Source organism: Spirosoma aureum (genome assembly GCF_011604685.1).
Classification (GTDB): Bacteria; Bacteroidota; Bacteroidia; order Cytophagales; family Spirosomataceae; genus Spirosoma; species Spirosoma aureum.
Window position 1 is genome coordinate 2,639,593 of the sequence record NZ_CP050063.1, and the last position, 22,615, is coordinate 2,662,207.

Below are 22,615 nucleotides of genomic sequence, written 5' to 3' on the forward strand. Positions count from 1 at the left end.
CACAATAAAAAAGCAGTAAGCAGTATACTGCAAAAGTACACTGCCTACTGCCTCCTGCAAACTCTTGACTAAACTAAAGCCGCATCTTCTATATCTTTCTCGATGCGCAGGTTGTCGATAATAAACCGCTGACGATCGGGGGTGTTCTTACCCATGTAGTAGCTGAGCAATTTTGGGACGGATGTTTCTTTCTCCATGATCACCGGTTCCAGGCGCATGTTTTCGCCGATAAACAGCCCGAATTCTTCCGGTGAAATCTCACCCAGACCCTTGAATCGGGTGATTTCGGTTTTTTTGCCCCCTCTCAACAGCTTGTTGATCGCGTTCTGCTTTTCTTCATCTGAGTAACAATAGGTCGTCTCCTTATGGTTTTTAGGGTTACGTACCCGAAACAATGGCGTCTCAAGAATATACAGGTGGCCATTACGAACCAGATCCGGAAAAAATTGCAGGAAGAATGTCAACATCAAGAGTCGAATATGCATTCCATCGACATCGGCATCGGTGGCAATCACAATTCGATTGTAGCGAAGCCCCTCCAGCCCGTCTTCAATGTCGAGCGCGTGCTGAAGCAGGTTAAATTCTTCGTTTTCATACACGACTTTCTTGGTGAGACCAAAACAATTCAGGGGTTTACCCCGCAAGCTGAATACGGCCTGCGACTGAACGTTACGTGATTTTGTGATCGAACCACTGGCCGAATCGCCTTCGGTAATGAAAAGCGTTGACTGATAGCGGTCTTCGGCTTTCAAATCAGGCAGATGATTGCGGCAGTCGCGAAGTTTTTTATTGTGAAGACTTGCTTTTTTGGCACGATCATTGGCCAATTTTTTTATACCGGCGAGTTCCTTCCGTTCCCGCTCTGATTGTTCGATACGTTTCTTGAGCGCATCACGAACAGAGGGGTTCATGTGCAGGAAATCGTCAAGCCGTTCTTTGACGAAATCTTTAACAAATGAGTTGACCGATTGGGCATTCGACTCGGGTGACATATTGATCGAACCAAGCTTCGTTTTGGTCTGCGATTCGAACACTGGCTCCTGTACGCGAATACTTACGGCTGCAATTATTGACGCTCTGACATCGGCTACGTCATAATTCTTGTCAAAGTGTTTGCGAATGGTTTCAACGATTGCTTCGCGCAATGCCTGAAGGTGCGTTCCACCCTGGGTAGTATACTGACCATTAACGAATGAATAATATTCTTCGCCATACTGGTTACCATGCGTCATGGCAATTTCCAGGTCATTACCCTTCAGGTGAATGATCGGGTAACGCAGTGAGTCTTCGTCTTTTTTGGTCTTGTCACGAAGAAGATCTAGCAAACCATTTTGTGAAACGTATTTTTGCTTATTGAATGTAATTGTCAGACCTGCATTCAGATAGCAGTAGTTCCAGATCATGTTCTCCAGAAACTGCGGTATATAATGAAAATGCTTAAATACAGTATCGTCTGGTTCAAAACAAATAAGGGTTCCGTTCCGCTCGCTGGTTGGTTCTTCGCCCTGATTTTTAAGGATACCCCGTTCAAATTCAGCCCAAACGGTGCGTCCCTCGCGGAAAGCCTGTACCCGAAAGTAACCCGACAACGCATTGACCGCTTTCGTACCGACTCCGTTGAGGCCAACCGATTTCTGAAAAGCACCGGAGTCGTATTTTCCACCGGTATTGATTTTGGAGACAACTTCAACAACTTTACCAAGCGGAATGCCCCGGCCGTAGTCGCGAACTTCAACCCGGTGATCGGTAACACGCACGTCGATGTTCTTTCCGAAACCCATCACGTGTTCATCGATGCAGTTGTCGATCGTTTCTTTAATCAGGACGTAGATGCCGTCATCGGCGGCAGCGCCATCGCCAAGTTTGCCAATATACATGCCCGGCCGAAGGCGGATGTGTTCGCGCCAATCGAGTGAACGGATACTGTCTTCGTTGTACTGTACGGGCTGATTTGCCTGTTCTGTCATGGACGGTTTATAGGTAATTTAAGAACGAACGAATGGTTTTACATACCAAAGTTCAAATTAATACATTAGAAAAATCATACCTATAGCAGGCATGGGAATAAAAGACTCCGGATAGTAAGAAATCGTTCATAATCCGGCAAAAGTTCATTTACTTTGCCGACTGAACATAAGAAACGTACTACACAGGCAATTATGTCGTTACATACAGGCCCTTTTAACTGATTGGTCAGCAGCCTTCGACATCTTAAAAATATGCAAAAAATCCGAAATAATCACAACTTCGTGTTAAAATATTTTTATGACATTACGGCGCAATTCTCGCGCCAACTGAGCGCCGGTCTGGCCGTGATGAGTTTAGGCCTGGTTAGTCTTTCGGTACAGGCTCAGGTTGCTCCGGCCGCCGGAACAGGGAGCGGAGCCGGAACAACAACCTCCCCTAGTTCCGGTCGCGCCGGTAGCACGCCAGCCGCCACACAGGGTGCTACAACAGGGCAGGGGACAGCTCTCCCTCAGGGTGTCAATATTAACAATTTGCCCGCCAATATACAGCAGCAGATCAAACAACAGGGTGGGCAGATCCCCGGCAAAAACGTTACTACTGGCCGCACAACCTCCCAGCCGACGAATCAGACGGAACGGACGAATGCAACCGTTCCAGGCGATACCAGCGACACGGGGCCAACAACCAGTGCAGAGGTAATTGAAGATGGATACGAACGGGCACGGCGTCGTGAAAAAGAGGAAAAGCGCCAGAAGTTATTTGGCTATACGCTCTTCAACGATCCGGCCATGAAAGAGGCTTTCCAGCCAAATATAAGTATTGCAACTCCCCGAAATTATATAGTGGGCCCAGGGGATCAGCTCAATATCCGGCTTTATGGCTATTCTGAGTTTGATTTTACCCAAAAGGTATCGCCAGAAGGCGCTGTTTATTTTGCGAATCAAACGGGAATTGGACCAGTCTACGTATCTGGCCTCACTGTTGAGCAGGCCAGAGCGCGGATGATTAGTCGCTTATCGTCAAAATTTGTTGGCTTACGAAACTCATCCTATGGCCCCGCCAATACGTTTCTGGAAGTATCATTGGGTAGCATACGTAGCATTCGGGTAACGGTAACGGGGGATGCTGTTCGGCCAGGTACATATACGCTCTCATCCCTATCGACGGTGATGAATGCAATCTATCAGGCGGGCGGTCCTAATGAACTCGGCTCGTTCCGGAAGGTGCAGCTGATACGCAATAACAAAGTTGTTGCCAACCTCGATTTGTACGACTACCTGCTGAATGGCACACAACAGAATGATTTCCGCCTGCAGGACAACGACAACATTCGGTTCACAACGTATCTTGTACGAGTTGAAATTATCGGAACCGTGAAGCGCAATAACATCTTCGAGATGTTGCCCGGTGAAACGTTCGACCGACTTTTATTCTACGCGGGTGATTTTGCCGCCAATGCTTACAAAGGCCGGGTAAAAGTAAAGCGCCTTACCGACCGTGAGCTGAAAGTGATTGATGTAACGGCAGCCGAGTTCAAGTCATTTACCATGCAGGATGGCGATGAAGTGACAGTAGAACAATTGCTGGATCGTTTCGAAAACCAGGTAACCATCGAAGGTGCTGTTTACCGGCCAGGGCAATTTTCGCTTGATCAGAACAAGACACTTAAAGACCTTATTCGCTCGGCAGAAGGGCTCAAAGGGGATGCCTTCCAGGGACGTGTGAATATTGTCAGAACGCGCGAAGATCTGGCGATAGAAAATATCACGGTTAATCTGGCCGACATCATGGCCGGAACTGCCCCCGACATTCAACTTCAGCGCGAAGATCAGATCATCATTACGTCGCGCTTTGATTTAACCGAACAAGCTGGTGTATCGGTACAGGGTGAAGTGAATCTGCCCATGGAAGGTATTCCTTACATGGCCAACATGACCCTGGAAGATGCACTGTTACGGGCGGGTGGCCTGAAAGAATCAGCAGCGGCTTCATTGGTTGAGGTTGTGCGTCGGAAGAAAGACGTTGACCCTCGTTCGACTTCTGCGCAGGTAGCTGAAACCTTCCGATTTAATGTTAACCGGGATTTATCGATCAATGCCGATGAGAACCGGTTTATTCTGCAACCTTTCGACCAGATTCTCGTTCGTAAGTCGCCTAATTACCTTGTACAGACCTATGCGAATGTAGAAGGTGAAGTTATTGTGCCGGGTGCTTACCCGATTCGGAGTAAAGACCAGAAGATCTCCGATTTGGTCAGCCTGTCGGGTGGATTAACTCCTCAGGCTTATGTTGAAGGGGCAACGCTGATCCGGCGCGTACAGCTTAGTGCTGATGAACTGGCCCGGCGGCAAAAATCAGTTGATGATCTGGCCGAAGCAGCGACTTCGGGCAAAGCAGTTGTAGAAACCGAAACCTTGTCTGCCGACAAGCCGGAGTCCATCGGTATCAATCTGAAGAAGATTCTGGCAAAACCCGGATCGTCAGAAGATATTCTGGTTCAGGAAGGCGACATTCTTCGCATTCCCAAAATATTGGAAACGGTACGTATTCAGGGCGAAGTGCTGCTGCCAACAACGGTAAAGTATCGTTCTGGTCAAAACTTTCAGGACTACATATCTCAGTCAGGTGGTTTCACGTCTAAATCGCAGCGTCGGAAGTCGTTTATCGTCTATGCCAATGGCTCTGTAGACCGCACACGAAAGTTCATGTTCTTCAACATTTATCCACGTGTCGAGCCTGGTTCCGAAGTTATTATCCCGAAAAAGACGGGTACTCCTCTGACCCCGCAGCAAATATTAAGTTCAACAGCCGGTACGATCTCGTCACTTTTATCAGTGATCGGATTAGTTATCGCCCTAAGTCGAGTTGGCAATTAAATCATATCAGGATATGAGTTCAACAAACCTGACACCAACAGATCCTAACGGAATGGTTACGCGGACAATACCCCCTGACCAGATTTCGCCGAAGTCGCTTGTAGTCCGTATTTTTAAGCTTAAGGAAGTTGCCCGGCGCAACTGGAAGCTACTGTTAATCCTGACAGCGATTGGCGGGGTAATTGGGTTTATTTATGATATGACCCACAAGAAGCAACCTGTTTTTAATGCGACAATGACCTTCAACCTCGGAGGAGGTAGCAGCAGCAATACCTTCGGGGACCTGAGTGCACTGGCTGGTGCTTTTGGATTAAGCCAGGGCGCGCCCGATGCCAGCATTTTCGTAGGCGATAACTTTCTGATCTATGCCAAATCAAGGCCGGTCGTGGAAAAGACGCTGATGAAAACCGTTAAAATCAACGACCGGGACACCTTGCTGATCGATTATTATATCCGGCACAGCGGCATTCGGGACGAAGAATGGGAAGACAGCGATACATTACGATCATTTTACTTTGGCAAAAGCAAGAAGCCCGAAGAGTATAGCAAGCTTGAGCGCATTGCCATGTCGCAGATCTATACCCGTATTAAAGGCGAAATGAGTGTGACGCAACCTGAGCGGAAGTCGTCGTTCATGGAATTGCGTTGTGCGATGCAGGATGAAATGCTGGCGGCTAAGTTTCTGGATAATCACCTGACAACAATCGAGCAGGATTACCGCCAGAAGCAAACGAAAAAAACGAGCGAAATGTACCAGTTGCTCCGTTTCCGGGCCGATTCTATTGCCAGTATCCTGAATGGTACAGAAAACAAACTGGCTCAGTATATGGACCAGAACCAGCAAATGGTGGTGGCGCAGGGGCAGATCATGCAAACGAAGCTGACCCGCAATTCTACATTCCTGAGTACCATTTACTATCAGGCCGTTCAGAGCGCTGATAATATGCGTTTATCGCTTATTCGGGAAGCGCCCCTGTTCACCGTTATTGAGCCGGTAGAATTGCCACTTTATAAGGAGACTATTACGCCGGTTGGTATGCAGGCTGGAATTGCCTTAGGGTTGATTCTGGCTTTTATCGTTATATTTTTACGGGAGGCTTATCGTTCCGTGATGCGGGAAGGCTAGTGATTTGTAGTTTCGGCTACTATTCACTACCGACTAACCACTACCATGAAAACACACGAAGTACTTATAGAACCCGGTCGCGCAGAGCGGCACTATTGGAGCGATTTGTGGCGAAATCGCGAATTGCTGTACATTTTGTCGATGCGTGATGTATCGGTTCGGTATAAGCAAACGGCTCTTGGCACAGCCTGGGGTTTAATCCGGCCGCTGACGACCATGCTTATTATGGTATTTGTCTTCAGCAAGATTGCCAAACTACCAGCCGACCCCGGTGTACCTTACCCACTGATGGTATTAGGTGGGATTACGGTCTGGACCTTTTTTTCCACGGCTTTTACGCAAATCAGCAACAGTGTTACCCTAAATTCGAATCTGGTCACGAAGGTCTATTTCCCGAGGCTGATCATGCCAATTAGCTCGGTGGCCGTGAGTTTTCTGGATTTTTTAGTATCATTGGGTTTATTCATCTTACTGGCAATCTGGTATCGGTTTATGCCCGACTGGCATCTGATTCTTGTGCCCGTATTTGTGGTACTAGCAGCTCTGGCGGCTTTTGCTTTTGGATTGTTTTTTGCGGTCATCAATGTCCGATTCCGTGATATAGGTCAGTTGATTCCGTTTATTGTACAGGTTGGTTTCTATGCCTGCCCAATTGCGTATAGCAGCCGGTTAGTTGCCGGAGAAAGTTGGTATCCGCTTTATATTCTTAACCCATTAGTGGGCATTATTGATGGCTTTCGTTGGGCGTTACTCGGCGAAAAAGCGTATTTTAATCCAGACAGTTTAGTAGCCTCCGTTATTATTGTAGGCATTTGCTTAAGTTTGTCTCTTTACTTTTTCCGTAAACGCGAGAACACATTTGTTGATGATATATAATAGCCATTAATTGACGGTCATTGCTGGTTAGTTTCAGATGGAACTAACCAGCAATGACCGTCATTCATGACTAATAACCACAAGCTATGTCCGTCATTACTGTAGAAAATATAAGTAAACAATACATTATTGACCACCAGAAGGGCAAGGGCGTTAATACCTTGCGTGACGTATTAACTGAAAACTTCCGGCAGTTCTTCGGTGGCAAGAAAGCACAGGAAACTACCACACGAGAAGAATTTTGGGCGTTACGCGACGTAAGTTTCTCTATTGAACAGGGAGATCGCGTTGGTATTGTTGGGCATAACGGCGCGGGCAAATCCACCCTTCTGAAAATCCTGAGTAAAATTATTGAGCCTACAACAGGTTCTGTACGTATAAAAGGACGAGTTGCTTCTCTGCTTGAAGTTGGCACCGGGTTTCACCCGGAGCTAACCGGCCGCGAAAACATTTACCTCAATGGTTCGCTGCTGGGCATGAGTCGAAATGAGATTCGGAAGCAATTTGATGAAATTGTTGCCTTTGCCGGTGTCGAAAAATTTCTGGATACACCCGTTAAGCGGTACTCATCAGGCATGTATGTTCGTCTGGGATTTGCGATTTCGGCTCACCTCGATCCGGAAATTATGATCGTGGATGAAGTACTGGCAGTCGGTGATGCTGAATTTCAGAAAAAGAGTCTGGGCAAAATGCGCGATAACTCAGCGAGCGGCCGGACAATTCTGTTTGTGAGCCACAACCTGACTGCCGTTCAGGCGCTTTGCAACAAAACACTTTATTTTGAAAAAGGGCAACTGCTTGAACAGGGTGAAACAAATCAGGTAATTGCCACTTATTTAAGTAAAGTGTCCAAAACCCGGCTCCTTCGGCAGTGGGATTCCCCAGAAGAAGCTCCAGGTAACGATTATGTCCGGATCAAGCGAATTGAATTGGTTCCGGATTATCAGGATGAATTGACTCATATTGATGTGCGGACGCCCATGAAATTCCGGTTCGAGTTCTGGAATATGATGGATCGTGCCAATCTAAACCTGTCGATGCACCTTAACTCCCTGACCGGAGAATGTATTTTCAACGTCGGCACACAATCGAAGCCTTACGAAAAAGGATTAATCGCTGGTGAGTGTACCATTCCAGGGTATTTTCTTAATGACGGTTCTTACACAATCTCGGTAATGGTTGTGAAAGATACGGTTACCCCCTTATACGTTATGGAAGAAGGAATTACCTTCGAGGTGGAAGACTATCGCGAGGGTATTGCCTGGTACGGGAAATGGCCGGGCTACGTTCGACCACAGTTCCCTTTCGAGATGGGTATGTTGGAACCAGCATCTATAAAATGAGTTTTCGCAATCCGACGTAGTTATTTTTCGTTTTCTGATCATTTTATGGCTTTGACTGGAAATTAGTTACGTAGGATCATTGAAAACGATAAACTTGACCGATGATTAACGTCACCAAATCATATCTGCCAGACCTTGAGGAGTATACAAACTACCTGAAAGGTATCTGGGAGCGCGTACATTTAACCAACGACGGCCCCTTATTACGTGAGCTGGAGGGGAAAATGAAAGAATTTCTGGGCGTAAAGCACCTGAAATTTTGCACCAATGGCACGGTTGTCCTTCAAATGGCCCTTAAAGCGCTGGACATCACGAAAGAAGTCATTACAACTCCATTTTCGTACGTAGCAACGACCAATGCGCTGCTGTGGGAAGGGTGTACGCCTGTTTTTGCGGACATTCGACCTGACGATTTCTGTATTGATCCGGGCAAAATCGAATCATTGATTACCGAGAATACGCAGGCCATCATGGCTACTCATGTTTATGGGAATGCCTGCCGGATCGAGCAGATTCAGGCGATAGCCGAAAAACATAACCTCAAGGTTATTTATGATGCTGCTCACACCTTTGGATCGTCGTATAATGGCCGTTCGATCCTTAGTTATGGCGATGTCAGTACCTGTAGTTTCCATGCCACAAAGGTTTTCCATACGGTCGAAGGCGGCTGTATTGTTACCGACGATGATGCCCTGGCCGAAAAACTACATTTCTATCGTTCGTTTGGTCATCGCAACGACGATTATTATAGCATTGGTATCAACGCAAAGAATTCGGAGTTTCACGCAGCAATGGGCCTGTGTGTTTTGCCTAAAGTTCCGCACTTGATCGCGGCCCGGAAGCAGGTTTTTAGCTGGTACGATGACCGGTTAAACTTTGAACGCATTACCCGACCAACGCTTACATCGGGGGTTGATTACAACTATGCCTATTATCCGGTTGTATTCGACTCAGAAGCGACTTTGCTCCGTGTTTCAGATGCCCTTAAAGCACAGGAAATTGTTCCCCGGCGCTATTTTTACCCCTCGCTCAATACCCTGCCATTTTCCATTGGGCATGAACCCTGTCCGGTTTCTGAGGATGTTTCATTGCGGGTACTATGTCTGCCGCTCTATCCTGATCTACCAGAAGAAGATGTTGACCGGATAGCCGCCATTGTAAACGAAGCCGTTGCCGTCATAACTGAACCCGTATAATGAACTGACTGGCCGCTTTTGTCAATCTTTCATTATTTATTATGACTGTCTTCTATCTCATTCCATTTCTTCTTTTCATTTTTTACCTCGGGCGACTTGCGGCTGGTATCTGCCGTAAATCGTTGACGGAGTGGTTACTGACAACATTTTTGCTGGGGGCTGGTAGTGTAATCTTAACCGGATTTATCCTGTCGGCATTATACCAAACGGCCAATACCCCTGTTTGGGCCGTGTCGGTTTTTGTTACAGCAACAGTTATCAGTCTGATCTTAAAGCGAGTAACCACAATCGGCACGCCGGAGCAGATCAATCGCCCCAACCAGCGACCATTTTCCGTTTCGCGGCTGATTCGCCAACGCCAGAAAACGTTTGGGCAGTGGTTTGGCGGGTTAAATCCCTACGCAAAATTTCTGTTTTCACTACTTTTTGGGACGCTATCCATCATTGCCGTTACGAACCTGCTGATTGTACTTTTCACGGTTCCTAATGAATGGGATAGTATGACCGGTCACCTGAATCGGGTCATGCAGTATGTGCAGCGGGGAACAATGAGGCATTTTGGCGGTACGAACTGGAATATAGATACATATCCCAAGAGTGTTTGTACGCTCCAGATTTATTCGTTTCTCATGACGGGTCGCTTTGAGAATGGATTCAAGTTTATTCATCATGTAAGCTACTGGACCGCTATTGTGTCTGTATTCGGGATCGTGAAACGAATAGGCGCTAACCGGCCCGAAAGCACGGCATTATCAGCGAGTTTTTTCTGTGCGTTAGCCTACTCCCTGTTACCCGATTTTCTGATGCAGGCCATCACAACCGAAACGGATATTGTGCTTACCGCTTACTTAAGCGTTCTGCTCTATATGCTTTTCACGTATCGGCAAACGCAGGATAATCGCTATCTCTGGCTGGCCGGTATGGCGTTTGGTATTGCTTTCGGTCATAAAATCACCTTTGCCCTACTGCTTCCATCGGTGTTTACCATTATGGTCTACACTGTCTTTTTGTCGCCATCACTGGCAATCACCTTCGGGCGGACCTGGCGATTGGCAACGGCTATTGCCGTTTCGGTTTGTTTATGGACACTGCCAACGGGCTATTTAAAGAATATTGCCGTATTTGGCCACCCAATTGGACCACCAACAGCGCTGAAGCACCAATCTGTAGAGCGAGCGGGAACATTCAGAAATCTGATCGAGCAGGGGAGCCGGAATGTGATTCGCTACGGCTATGATCATATCAATTTAGACGGTATCCGGAACCTCAAAGTCGGCGCTGACGTGAATCATGTGATGCGGCAACCGCTTGTTGTACTGGAGGATAAATTACACATGCGTCTGGATGAAGAGACCGATTTCTCCATTCAGCCATTTGCCTTCGATCGTCGGTTTGTTTTCTATAATGCCAATCCTTATTGGGGCGTGTTCGGCTTCGGGTTGATCTTTCCCTTACTGTTTTTGGTACTGATTGGCTTTATTCGATCAACACCCCACATTTTTCTTGGTATCGCCTTATTACTTCATTTTGCAGCGCTGTCTTACTCCGCACCCTATGATCCGTTTAAAGGGCGTTATTTTATTGAGACTGGCCTCTTTGGTGTAACCTTTCTGGCACTGGTATTCTTACACCCGCGAACAACTGTAGATATACCCGGACGACCAATCTGGAAAAGTTACGTCGGTTTGATCACCATACTAGGTTGTATTTCGGCGTTGCTTAGCGTATTTTTCAATACACGGGCTTTGCCGTTTGCCTGGACTTCGTTAGATGGAAAATCGTTTTCGTCTGCCTTCGCAACCGATCGAATGCGGCAGTTAACACTTGGACGCCCGGATATTTATGTAGCCTATAAGCGTTTCGATGAGCTTGTTCCCGATTCGGCTACCGTTGCGCTTGGTACCATCAACGATGATTATGAGTATCCACTTTATGGACCCGACTTATCGCGTCGGCTAATTGCCATCAATCCTTTTGAGCAGGGTCTGAAACCTATTCCCAAAAACGCCGACTATCTGTTTTTCGATAAAAGTGTGATACCGCCTAAACCCGGCGACATTCGTTTAGGTACCGACACAACCATGCGCCGGGAGGTGATTGTACCGGCAGAGGATTATTATTTACGTAAATTACACTGATTCGCGATATGAACAGATCGCGATCATAAACCGTAATAGCCAATGACCTTAGCCATCATGCAGCCCTATTTCCTGCCCTATATTGGCTATATGCAGTTGATGAACGCCGTTGACACATTCGTGCTGTATGACGATGTGGCGTTTATTAACCGGGGGTGGATCAATAGAAATAAACTGCTCATTAACGGTCAGGAGTACTTGTTTACGATTCCGTTAAAAGACGCCAGCCAGAACAAACGCATCAACGAAGTGCATTTGGCCGATGATCCTAAATGGCGCAGTAAACTACTAAAAACCATTGAACAGGGTTATCGGAAAGCGCCGTATTATGGAACGGTAATGCCGCTAACCGAAAAAATTATCAATTTTACGACCGATTCAATCGCTGATCTGATTCATTTCAGCCTTGTCGAACTAAACCAGTATCTCGGTCTGACAACCCGGTTGGTAAAATCATCTACGATCTATTCGAATACCCATCTGAAAGCTCAGGAGCGGATTCTGGATATTTGCCGACAGGAAAACGCATCGCGTTATATTAATCCGATCGGTGGAACCGAATTGTATGATAAACCTACGTTTACGCAGGCAGGTATTGAACTGAATTTTATTAAGACAAACCGGGTCGAATACCCTCAGTTTAGTCGCACTGAATTTATTCCGTGGCTATCTATTTTGGATACCCTAATGTTCAACGACGTAGCCGCCGTTCGGACTATGTTAGGAGCGTATGAGTTAGTTTAACAAAGAGTGAAAGAGCAAAAGCCTGAACGAACCTCTCGTGTTCACCCTCATTGTTTTCTCTCTTTCGCTCGTCCACTCGATAAAAAATGGCAAAGATTATCATTTTCGGGGTGATGGATACCGCCGAATTGGCTCATTTCTACCTGACCCACGACTCCGAACACGACGTTGTGGCTTTCACTGTCAGCCGGGAATATCTGACTGATCCGGAATTTCACGGATTGCCGGTAGTCGCTTTTGAAGACGTAGAAACGTTATTCCCTCCTCAGGATTACAAGTTTTTTGCGCCAATGACAGGCCGGGGTATGAATCGCAATCGCGAACGGATTTACCTCGAAGCCAAAGGTAAGGGCTACGAATTCATCTCCTATATTAGCTCTAAAGCAACACTGTTTGGTAACCAGATTGGCGAAAACTGCTTTATTCTGGAAGACAATACCATTCAGCCATTCACAACGATCGGTAATAACGTCGTGCTGTGGAGCGGCAATCACATTGGTCATCACGGGCAGATAAAAGACCATGTCTTCTTTACGTCGCATGTGGTTATGTCGGGCCACTGTGTCATTGAACCCTATTGTTTCTTTGGCGTAAACAGCACCATTCGCGATTTTCTGCATATCGCAACGGGCACACTTGTCGGTATGGCAACTGCGGTCTATAAAGACACCGACGAATGGGGTGTTTATATTGGGAACCCAGCTAAAAAACTCCCTACGCCCAGCCACGAAACCTATTGAAAGTTCACGGATACGGCTATTCATAGCGATTAAAACCGTAGGCTGAAAACAATAAACTACAAACCGCACGCTGAAAAAGTTACTGTTAATCGGTCATGATGCCAATCGTGCCGGGGCGCAACTTGTGTTGCTAAACCTGATGCGACTTCTGAAAGTAGAAGGCTTCCAGATGCATTTGTTGTTAGGTGAAGGAGGTCCACTGCTTGATGAATACCGTTCGATCTGTACGGTTACTATTTGGCCAGCCCCTGATCGATATGTTATGGGCGCTGTGGCCGATAAAATTCTGGGAAAACTGGGCTTATGGGATCGGTTTTATCAACAACAGATGCAGGAGCGCCAACAGGCAATTCGCGCCAGTCTGGGGTTGGATTCTATAGATTTGGTACTGGTCAATACGGTTACCAGCAGTCGTTGGTTTGGCCAGCTAGGCATTCCAGACAAAACACCCGTTGTAACATTCGTTCATGAATTGGATATGTCGGTGCGGATGTATACCCAACCCGATGAACTGGCGTACCTGCTGCATCGAACCAATCACCTGCTGGCTGTATCGCGGGCAACCGCACGCTACTACGAAGAGCAACATGGCTTTGACCCTGCCCGTATTACGCTTTTCACCCTTATCGACACCCCGGCACTCGAGCGAAATGTACAGCACGCCCGCCAGCAACCGACTATCTATAAGACCCTAGGTTTACCCGACGATGCGCTGATTGTTGGAGGCTGTGGTAATGCCGAATGGCGTAAGGGCAATGATTTATTTGTAACACTTGCCCGGCAGGTAATTGGCCGGGGGCCAGAGGCATCCATTCATTTTGTATGGGTTGGCGTTCCGCCCGGATCGCTTCGTGACGATTTGCTGCTGGACATTCGAAAAGCAGGTATGGAACAACGCGTTCACCTGATTCCACCAACGCCCGACGTACTGCGCTACATGAGCCATTTCGATGTTTTTGTACTCTGTTCGCGCGAAGATCCATACCCACTCGTCGTATTTGAAGCCGGTTTGAGCGAAGTGCCCGTTGTTTGTTTTAATGGGGCAGGGGGCTCTCCCGAACTGGTCGAAACAGACGGTGGTTTTGTAGTACCTTACCTGGATCTTGATGCCATGAGCAAGTGCATTCTGGATTTGCTCAATCAGCCAGAACAGCGTCGGGCAATGGGCAAACGGCTTAGCGAAAAGATACTCGAACGTCATCCGGCACATCAAAGCGTTGAAACTCTTGTAACTTTGTTCCAGCAACTAACCTAGAATCATACACATGCTACAGGCTGATCGAGTAGTATGTGCCAAACCGTAGACGCCCGAATGTCCAAGATTCCTTCTGGCCATATGCCTCAGTTAGATTCCCTGCGGACATTTGCTGTTCTGTTGGTAATCATTTATCACTGGTTTCCAACTGGCGAAGGATTTAATCGGCTCCCCAACGGCACCATTGGCGTGATGGTATTTTTTGTGATCAGTGGTTTTCTGATCACGCGCATTCTTATTGACAATCGCAACCGGATTCAGGCGGGCCAGAGTAAACTCACCGATACATATCGCAATTTCTTTGTTCGGCGCGCCCTACGGATTTTTCCGCTGTATTATTTCGCCATTACGCTTGTCTGGTTCGCCTTTCCGCAAACGTCGGACGTTGATGAACACCCACTATATTACTATCTATACGGCTACAACATTTTACTGAATAAAACGGGGAACTGGGCCGATATTCTGTCGCCCTTCTGGACGCTTGGCGTCGAAGAACAATTGTATTTTGTCTGGCCCTGGGTTGTCTTATTGACGCCAAGATCTTCATTTCGGTGGGTTATTGCCGGTATGGTCGTTATTGGTGTCTTATTTCGTGGTTACGGCTATATGCAGGGCAACCTGGATGGCGTTTTGACCCCTGCCAGTTTTGATGCCTTTGGTTTGGGCGCTCTGTGGGCTTATATAGTTTCGGAGCGCCCTGACGCACTTCCCGATTTTTTGAAAAAATTATCTGTTGCGGCTGCTTTGTCTTTACTCGGTTTTATTGCGCTACAGTTTTTGCCGGGCGATCATGTTCTTGTCGTTTTGTTTCAGCGTTTATTTATTGCTGCACTAGCCTTATTCATTATTGTTCGGGCCAGTATGGGCATTAAAGGGCCTGTTGGCCAAGTGCTCAACAACAAGGCGTTACAATATGTAGGGCGGATAAGCTACGGTATTTATGTTTTTCACATGCTTGTGCCCGGATTTGTTACTCCGTTTATCATGAAGGTATTTAACCGTTTCGGGTTCTCCTTAACGTTAGGTTACTGGTCTCACCGCTTTGTTAGTCTACTGGCCTTACTGGTTGTGGCCTCACTCTCGTGGTATCTGTTTGAAAAGCCAATTAATGAATTGAAACGATATTTTTCTTACACTAAACCAGTCGGGAAGTCGGTCGGTCAATCGGTGGGCTAGTATAGAAACAGCCTGAACCATTTTTTACCAGACCGGCTTACTATCTGTAGTTATGACACTCGCTTTTACCATCTGTTCTGTTAATTATCTAGCCCAGGCCCGAACACTGGGCGATTCATTAAAAGCAACAAATCCAGATTACCAGTACATAATCGGTCTGGTTGACAAGCTCAGCGTAGCCAATCTACCCGCTGACCTTATGCCCGACTATTCGATGCTTGAGGTAGATCAGATCGGTATCCCCGATTTCGAGGCCATGTGCGATCGGTACGATATTACCGAACTCAATACAGCCGTTAAACCATTTTACATCGACTTTTTCATTAAAAACAACCCGAATGTCACCGAAATTATTTATTTTGACCCTGACATTATCGTTTATCAGCCGCTGCAAAAATTAAATCAGGATCTGCAACAATATAGTCTGGTGTTAACACCTCATACGTGTTCGCCTACACCAGACTGGGAACGCCCCAATGAACAACATCATTTGAGCACCGGTATCTTTAACCTCGGGTTCATTGGCCTGCGGAATGACTCAACTGCCAAAGCCTTTGTTGACTGGTGGAAAGATCGGTTAGTCTATGAATGCCGGATCGATCTGTGTAATGGTCTTTTCGTAGACCAGCATTGGGTTAATTTTGCCCCGGTTTATTATGACAATGTTCTGATTGATCGACATCCGGGTTATAATGTTGCCTACTGGAATATGCATGAACGGTACCTCTCTGCTGACTCCGATGGACAGTGGCGGGTGAACCAAACGGAGTTTTTGCAGTTTTTCCATTATAGTGGCTACAATCCTGATCGGCCGGATGAAGTCTCTAAATACCAGACGCGGTATAGTCTTGCAGATTCAGAAACACCAGGCAAGGAACGTCCAGATGCAAAACCGCTGTTTGATCTGTATCGAAATCGGTTATTAACAAACCATAACGATCTGTATCGACAATACCCTTGTGTTTACATAAAACCCCCGAAAATATTGCGGTATAAACGGGTAAGAAAGGCTTTAAACGCCCCATTTAATCAACTAATTGCGCTGTTAGAAAATCAATAATATGGCTTCGTGGTCGAACCAACGGGCACTTTGGACTTACCGTTATCATAAATACATCCACATTATCGGTAAATACCGGTCAGTTGTGTGGAAGTACTTATACTTACGTTGGCTAAAATACAAGGCAGCTGACCGGCCATTGGTGGCTATTGTTTTGTCAGAGCAAATGGGCGATATTATTGCCTGTGAGCCCGTCGCTCGTGAAGTTCGCCAGCGTCACCCCAATGCTTATATCATCTGGCTCGTTCGGAAGCAATACGTCGAACTGGTTGAACACCACCCCGACCTCGATGGTTACCTGATCGAAAAATGCCCCAGTGAACGCATCTATTTATTACGAACGGGCATTTTCGATAAAGTTTACAACATGCATATTTCACACCGCAAGTGTAAATATTGCCCGGAAGACCCCGTTAACCCCACGGCCGATCAGATTGGCCTCACTTTCGATAACTATTATCACCGTGGCGATTTGTTATATATGTTTTCGCAAGCTGCGGGTTTACCTGCCATGACAGCCGATCCGAAAATGTATATTCCGGAGTCGATTCGCCAGCGAGTGGCCGCTTTACGCCTTCAGGAGTCACCCATTGTCATCCACTGCCAGTCTAGCCACATCATGCGTGACTGGCCAGCGGAAAACTGGAACCGGCTCGTAAAATGGCTGTTGGATACCTATCCCTATCCCGTTATCGAGATTGGCCTGCAACCCGTTGTTACCGAAGAGCACCCTAATTTTCGGAATCTCTGCGGTCAATTAAGCCTGCTTGAAACAGCAGAAGTTATTCGAAATGCTCATTTATTTATCGGTATCGACAGTGGTCCGGCACATATGGCCAATGCAAATGGAGCCAATGGTATTATTTTGCTTGGACAATTATTCGACTTTGTCGATTATCTTCCTTACTCAGGTCGGTATAAACGCGGAGAAGGCATCACTATTCTGAATAATTATGGCCACCCCTGTTCCGAACTTCCCTATGGATGGGTACAGGATGCTGCCCTGCAGCGGTTAGGCCAACCGAAACTCGTATGAAGCATCAAAGTCCGGTAAGTGTCGGTATCGTCATTCCCGTTTATAAATCTTCATTGACTGATTATGAGCAAATTGCGTTAAAGCAATGCATGAAAGTTTTAGGTCACTACCCAGTTTTGTTGGCGGCTCCTGATTCGCTCGATATTTCACTTTACCAGAATTTATACCCTATTTTGCAGGTAAGAAGGTTTGACGATCGTTTTTTCGTAGATATTCAGGCTTACAACAAATTGATGTTGTCTGAGGTCTTCTACAGGGCCTTTACTGATCTGGAGTACATTCTGATACATCAGTTAGATGCCTTTGTATTCAGCGATGAACTGACGGATTGGTGCCAAAAAGGGTACGATTATATTGGGGCCCCCTGGCTTCGGGATCGGGATTATACCGGTTGGGGCGACGAAGTCTGGTTCAGAACGAAGCAACGAATTGCACTATTGATTGATCTGAAGAAACCTGATGGGGTAACACCCCGAGAAATAACTAGTTTGAACAGGGTTGGCAATGGTGGTTTTTCTTTACGGCGAGTCCCTGCCATGCTCCGATGGCTGCGTGTTTTTAAAGGTCGAATTGCCAGGTATGAAAAAAGTCATGATTATCGATACAACGAAGACATATTTTGGAGCGTTGAGGTAAATCGATATCTTCCCTTATTACGTATTCCTGATTACCGCACAGCGATGCGATTTGCCATTGAATTTTACCCGCAACGGGCAGTTGAACAATATAATAATGGGCAACTACCGTTCGGATGCCATGCCTGGGACATCCATGGCACGGACTACTGGCGACCTATTTTTGCTCAGTACGGTTACCAAATTTGACAGTTAAGAATGAAAACTCCGGTTCGACCGACTATATCCATTGCCTTGTGCACCTATAATGGTGAGTCCTACCTGCCTGCGCAATGGCAAAGTCTGCTCGATCAGCAACAATTGCCCGATGAGGTCGTTGTGTGTGATGACCGATCTACAGACGGAACCGTTTCCCTGCTCGAACGCCTTGCCGCCGAAGCGCCTTTCCCCGTGCGGATTTTAGTTAACAAGGTTCAGTTAGGGTCCAATAAAAATTTTGAGCGTGTTCTGTCAGAATGCACTGGCGAATTGATCTTCATTTGTGATCAGGACGATTATTGGTTTCCCAATAAGCTCAGCGTCATGACTGAGTATATGAGCAATCATCCTGAAGATCAGCTTGCCTTCTGCGATGCCTGGGTAACCGACGAACATTTGCAGGGCCGGCAGAATCGATTCTGGACATGGATTCGATTTGATAAAGTGGCCCAGAAGCGATGGAAAAATGGTGAAATGATGGAAGTGATGCTGGATGGGAACCGCGTTATGGGATGCGCTACGGTTATTCGCAAGGCTTTTCTGAGCAAAGTATTGCCTATCCCCGACGATGTGCCGGGCTATATCTATGATGGCTGGATTGGGCTCGTGGCAGCGGCTTACAACAAAATCCAGTACATCGATCAACCCTTGCAGTTATACCGAACTCATGTTCAACAACAAGTTGGTGTTCGACAGGAAGAACCACCCGAACGAGTTCGATTGCGTGATCGTTTTGCCCGACACCGCGCCCAGAAACTGGCACCTTTGCGCGATAAACAGGCGAAATTAGCTACCATTAGCCGTTTACTGGCTCAACGGGTTACGACTAATGCGCCTGGTTTGCCGCAGCTTCATCGGCGGCTTTCTCATTTTACAATGCGTAGTTGCTTACCTCACGACAGGCTGCGACGGCTAAAACCTGTCTTGAATAGCCTTCAGCAAGGTAATTATAAACGATATGCCGACGCTGCCGCCAACTGGTATGCTCCTTATTTGGCGGCTCTTGGCGATGTGCTCGAATAAATTAGTTCTGTATCTGCTGTGCTGATAACCATTTGTACAATCCGCCAACTGCCTCAGGCTCTGGCGTTAGGCGAAAGTTTTGCTAAATATGCATCTATTGGCAAGACGCCCCCAATTGTTATTGGTTTGGCCGATGACCCCGCTCATTTGCCTGCCGATTTTAGATCACCTTACCCGTTGTGGCTGGCTGGCGAAGTGCTGCTGCCGGAGCAATTGGGGAAATTATCAGCCCAATATACACCAACTGAATTAGCGGCTGCCTGTAAGCCCGCCTTCATTCAGGAAGCATTCCGGCGTTTTCCTGATGAGGAAACAGTCCTGTACGCAGACCCGAATGTACTATTTTTAAGCACCCTTACCCCCGTATGGAATCGGCTTAGTTCAGCTAATGTCCTGCTAACACCGCACATAACCCGATCTCCAACTGATTCAGCCAAAGTAGAGCAGGATTGGCCGGATGAAAAATTCTTTCAGAATATTGGCTTGTATAGTGCTGACTTTCTGGCCTTTCGTCGATCAGATGAAACAAACAAACTCTTGGCGTGGTGGCGGGACCGTGTCGAAGAACGTGCGTACATCGATTTCTGCAATGGATTGTGTACCGACCAGATTTGGTTAATGCATGCGCCTGTCTTTTTTCAGCATGTAGTGATTGTAAAAGATGCTGCATGGCACGTTGCTTTGTGGAATTTACCGCAACGGCAGGTAAAGCAGGAAGCTGATCGCTGGAAAGTAAGCGGTAGTGAAGAGCCCCTATTGTTTATCAACGCCAAAGGGCTCTATAATCCTGACGAAGGTTTTTTTTCGAATCAAAACCGGCTTAAACTGGCCGACAGACCTGATGCATCTTTGCTGGTTGCAGCCTATAAAAAGGCCGTTTCCTCTTACCTTAGTCCAGTTCTGACAGCTATTAGTCCGACTTATGGCCAGCAGCCAGAGCCTGTGGTGCTCAGAGGCTGGCGCCGGGCAACGGTTGATACCATGCGAGCCATTACGCAATTTGTCGACAATGTGCCCTTACCCGTTCTACGATAGATCCGTTGACTAGGACAATCAGGTATAATCTTGGCTTTATCGCTATAAGTTGTATTTTTGCAGGCGTATTTTCTCAGAAAAATACAAACTATCTGATTTTTGTTCATGAACGTTTTATACGACCATCAATGCTTTACAGGCCTAACATATGGAGGAGTATCCAGGTATTTCTTCGACTTGATGAGTTCGTTTTCCAGCCGTTCCGACATAGAATTTGAGCTTTCGCTGCGTTTATCCAATAATGAATACCTAAATAAGGCGTCATTCAGCCGCCATTTGCGCTATCGGCAGCTGGCTCACTGGCGTAATGTGAATCGGGCCGCTTCTCTCCTAAATCGACTGTATAGCCTACAGCGCGTTAAGTCAGGGCAGTTTGACGTGTTTCATCCGACGTATTACCATCGCTATTTTTTAAATTCCATCAATAAAAAACCTTTCGTACTAACGTTTCATGATGCGACCAGCGAACGCTACGGGAAGCTTTATCCTGACGTTGGCGAAGGTTTGTACGAGGTAAAAAAGCAGTTATTGCATCGGGCAGATAGGATTATTTCGGTCTCGGAGTTTTCCAAGCAGGAAATTCTTCGCTTTTTCCCGATACAGCCCGATAAAATCAGTGTCATTCATTTGGGCACTAATTTTAAGGATAACTCCATGCATCATGCGCCCCGTTCATTCGCATTTCCTTATTTGCTTTTTGTCGGGAAACGAGGGTTATACAAAAATTTCAACGTTTTTTTTCGGGCCATCAGGCCAATATTAAGCCGTTACCCCGATTTACATCTCGTTTGTGCGGGCGGTGGTGCATTCACAGCCGAAGAGCAGGCTTCCTTCTACGCAGCCCGACTGAGTGAACGTGTTCACTACCGACCAATCACCGATGCCAGTTTATTTGGCCTTTATCAGTACGCGCAGGCTTTTGTTTTTCCATCCCTTAACGAAGGATTTGGTATTCCTGTGCTCGAAGCATTCAGCGCAGGTTGTCCGGTCATTGCCAGTAACAGAAGCTCGTTGCCCGAAGTCGCTGCCGACGCGGCCGTTTATTTCGACCCCGAAGATGACGAGTCAATTGCCAATGCTGTAGATCAGGTTGTTATGAACGACAGCGTACGTGTCGAACTCCGTCGGAAAGGCACGGAGCGGCTAAACGATTTTTCGTGCGAACAAACGGCTCGCCAAACCCTTGCCGTCTATCAATCACTCCTGTAAACTCATGACTCGTTCCGATAATTCGCTTTCTTCGTTCGTTGCGCAGCCTTATCAACCGCTCGCGTCAAACGATGGCCGATCTTATCCAAAACTAACAGTTGTGACTCCTTCCTACAATCAGGTCGATTATTTAGAGCGTACGATCCTGAGTGTACTCAACCAACATTATCCGAACCTTGAGTATTTTGTTATTGATGGCGGCTCAACAGACGGTAGTTTAGAAATTATCAAAAAATACGAACCCTTTCTGGCGGGCTGGGTAAGCGAGAAAGACCGGGGGCAAACGGATGCGATCAATAAAGGCTTTCGGATGGCAACGGGCGACTATGTGGCCTTTCAAAATTCTGATGATGTATTTGCGCCCAATGCTTTTATCCGCGTAGCTGAGGCCTGGCGGAAAGCGCCGGAAACTGATGTTTTTTTTGGCGATATGTACATTACTGACGAGCAGGACGTTATTCTCGAAGAACTTCGCGCTCCGGAGTTTTGTATTGAATGCCAGATTTATGAAGGAATGCAGGTTTTTAACCAGTCGCTCTTTATCAAACGGGAACGCCTGAACCAGTTTGGCTTACTGGATGAGAGCCTTCGCTTTGTGATCGATTATGAGATTGTCTCTCGTCTGGGTGTTCAGGCGGGTGTTCGATTCCGGCACGTTGATGGCTTCTGGGGAGGATTTCGCGTTCAGCCCAATGCAAAATCCTCGACCATCCGTAGTGTTGGCCTTTCAGAACATCAAGTAGTCAAAGAAAAATACCGGACTCAGCTACAAAGTTCGCTGGGAGAATCATTCTGGCATCGGTATTGCCGGTTACGTAAATTGTTGACTTTTGCATTGCAGGGTGAGTTTGGTTACGTTCGGCATCGGTTACAGTTGCGCCGGGCTAATCAGAAATAGTTTCTGAGTTGTCATACACCATTTGCTGGTTATAGGAATTCAAACGGTTTTCTACCATCAGTAAATTATAAACCATACAGTAT

General features: G+C 46.8%; 18 protein-coding genes. 17 read left to right on the forward strand and 1 reads right to left on the reverse strand.

Features of this window, described 5'->3' with window-relative positions:
• Window positions 1-68 precede the first annotated feature (68 nt).
• Window positions 69-1,967, reverse strand: a complete 1,899-nt coding sequence (locus G8759_RS10350; RefSeq protein ID WP_167207648.1) for a DNA topoisomerase IV subunit B — start codon at window positions 1,965-1,967, stop codon at window positions 69-71.
• Window positions 1,968-2,219: 252 nt separating this feature from the next.
• On the opposite strand from G8759_RS10350, the gene G8759_RS10355 reads away from it, so the two are divergent.
• The 17 genes from G8759_RS10355 (at window position 2,220) to G8759_RS10435 (ending at window position 22,532) form a co-directional block, all read left to right on the forward strand.
• On the forward strand, window positions 2,220-4,844 hold the full coding sequence (locus G8759_RS10355; protein WP_167207650.1) for an SLBB domain-containing protein: 2,625 nt from the start codon (window positions 2,220-2,222) through the stop codon (window positions 4,842-4,844).
• Between the two features lie 13 nt (window positions 4,845-4,857).
• Window positions 4,858-5,970 carry a GumC domain-containing protein gene (locus G8759_RS10360; protein ID WP_167207652.1) on the forward strand — a complete coding sequence of 371 codons (1,113 nt, stop codon included), beginning with the start codon at window positions 4,858-4,860 and terminating at the stop codon, window positions 5,968-5,970.
• 45 nt (window positions 5,971-6,015) lie between these two features.
• Window positions 6,016-6,846: an ABC transporter permease gene (locus G8759_RS10365; protein WP_167207654.1), complete on the forward strand. Its 831-nt coding sequence runs from the start codon at window positions 6,016-6,018 to the stop codon at window positions 6,844-6,846.
• A gap of 86 nt (window positions 6,847-6,932) precedes the next feature.
• Window positions 6,933-8,189 (forward strand): ABC transporter ATP-binding protein, encoded by a 1,257-nt coding sequence (locus G8759_RS10370; protein WP_167207656.1) that lies wholly within the window; start codon window positions 6,933-6,935, stop codon window positions 8,187-8,189.
• 101 nt (window positions 8,190-8,290) lie between these two features.
• On the forward strand, window positions 8,291-9,385 hold the full coding sequence (locus tag G8759_RS10375) for a DegT/DnrJ/EryC1/StrS family aminotransferase (RefSeq protein ID WP_167207658.1): 1,095 nt from the start codon (window positions 8,291-8,293) through the stop codon (window positions 9,383-9,385).
• 41 nt (window positions 9,386-9,426) lie between these two features.
• Window positions 9,427-11,523, forward strand: coding sequence for an ArnT family glycosyltransferase (locus tag G8759_RS10380; protein WP_167207660.1), 2,097 nt, complete (start codon window positions 9,427-9,429; stop codon window positions 11,521-11,523).
• Between the two features lie 42 nt (window positions 11,524-11,565).
• Window positions 11,566-12,267, forward strand: coding sequence for a WbqC family protein (locus G8759_RS10385; protein ID WP_167207662.1), 702 nt, complete (start codon window positions 11,566-11,568; stop codon window positions 12,265-12,267).
• Between the two features lie 86 nt (window positions 12,268-12,353).
• Window positions 12,354-13,007, forward strand: a complete 654-nt coding sequence (locus tag G8759_RS10390; protein ID WP_167207664.1) for an acetyltransferase — start codon at window positions 12,354-12,356, stop codon at window positions 13,005-13,007.
• Window positions 13,008-13,146: 139 nt separating this feature from the next.
• Window positions 13,147-14,262, forward strand: a complete 1,116-nt coding sequence (locus G8759_RS10395) for a glycosyltransferase family 4 protein (RefSeq protein WP_317166775.1) — start codon at window positions 13,147-13,149, stop codon at window positions 14,260-14,262.
• 57 nt (window positions 14,263-14,319) lie between these two features.
• A complete protein-coding gene (locus tag G8759_RS10400; RefSeq protein WP_232074201.1) occupies window positions 14,320-15,438 on the forward strand; it encodes an acyltransferase family protein in 1,119 nt (372 codons plus the stop codon).
• A 52-nt stretch (window positions 15,439-15,490) separates the two neighbouring features.
• Complete coding sequence (locus G8759_RS10405; RefSeq protein WP_167207666.1) at window positions 15,491-16,498, forward strand: glycosyltransferase family protein; 1,008 nt, start codon at window positions 15,491-15,493, stop codon at window positions 16,496-16,498.
• 1 nt (window position 16,499) lies between these two features.
• Window positions 16,500-17,534, forward strand: coding sequence for a glycosyltransferase family 9 protein (locus G8759_RS10410; protein WP_167207668.1), 1,035 nt, complete (start codon window positions 16,500-16,502; stop codon window positions 17,532-17,534).
• Window positions 17,531-18,358 (forward strand): DUF5672 family protein, encoded by an 828-nt coding sequence (locus G8759_RS10415; protein ID WP_167207670.1) that lies wholly within the window; start codon window positions 17,531-17,533, stop codon window positions 18,356-18,358. Before G8759_RS10410 ends, G8759_RS10415 begins: the two co-directional genes overlap by 4 nt.
• Before the next feature lie 9 nt (window positions 18,359-18,367).
• Window positions 18,368-19,390: a glycosyltransferase family 2 protein gene (locus tag G8759_RS10420; protein WP_167207672.1), complete on the forward strand. Its 1,023-nt coding sequence runs from the start codon at window positions 18,368-18,370 to the stop codon at window positions 19,388-19,390.
• Window positions 19,391-19,408: 18 nt separating this feature from the next.
• Window positions 19,409-20,425, forward strand: coding sequence for a glycosyltransferase family protein (locus tag G8759_RS10425; RefSeq protein ID WP_167207674.1), 1,017 nt, complete (start codon window positions 19,409-19,411; stop codon window positions 20,423-20,425).
• Between the two features lie 105 nt (window positions 20,426-20,530).
• Entirely contained in the window at window positions 20,531-21,634 is a 1,104-nt protein-coding gene (locus G8759_RS10430; RefSeq protein WP_167207676.1) for a glycosyltransferase family 4 protein, read from the forward strand.
• A 4-nt stretch (window positions 21,635-21,638) separates the two neighbouring features.
• The gene (locus tag G8759_RS10435; protein ID WP_167207678.1) at window positions 21,639-22,532 is read left to right on the forward strand and encodes a glycosyltransferase family 2 protein; all 894 of its coding nucleotides are present in this window, start codon (window positions 21,639-21,641) and stop codon (window positions 22,530-22,532) included.
• Window positions 22,533-22,615: the final 83 nt, after the last annotated feature.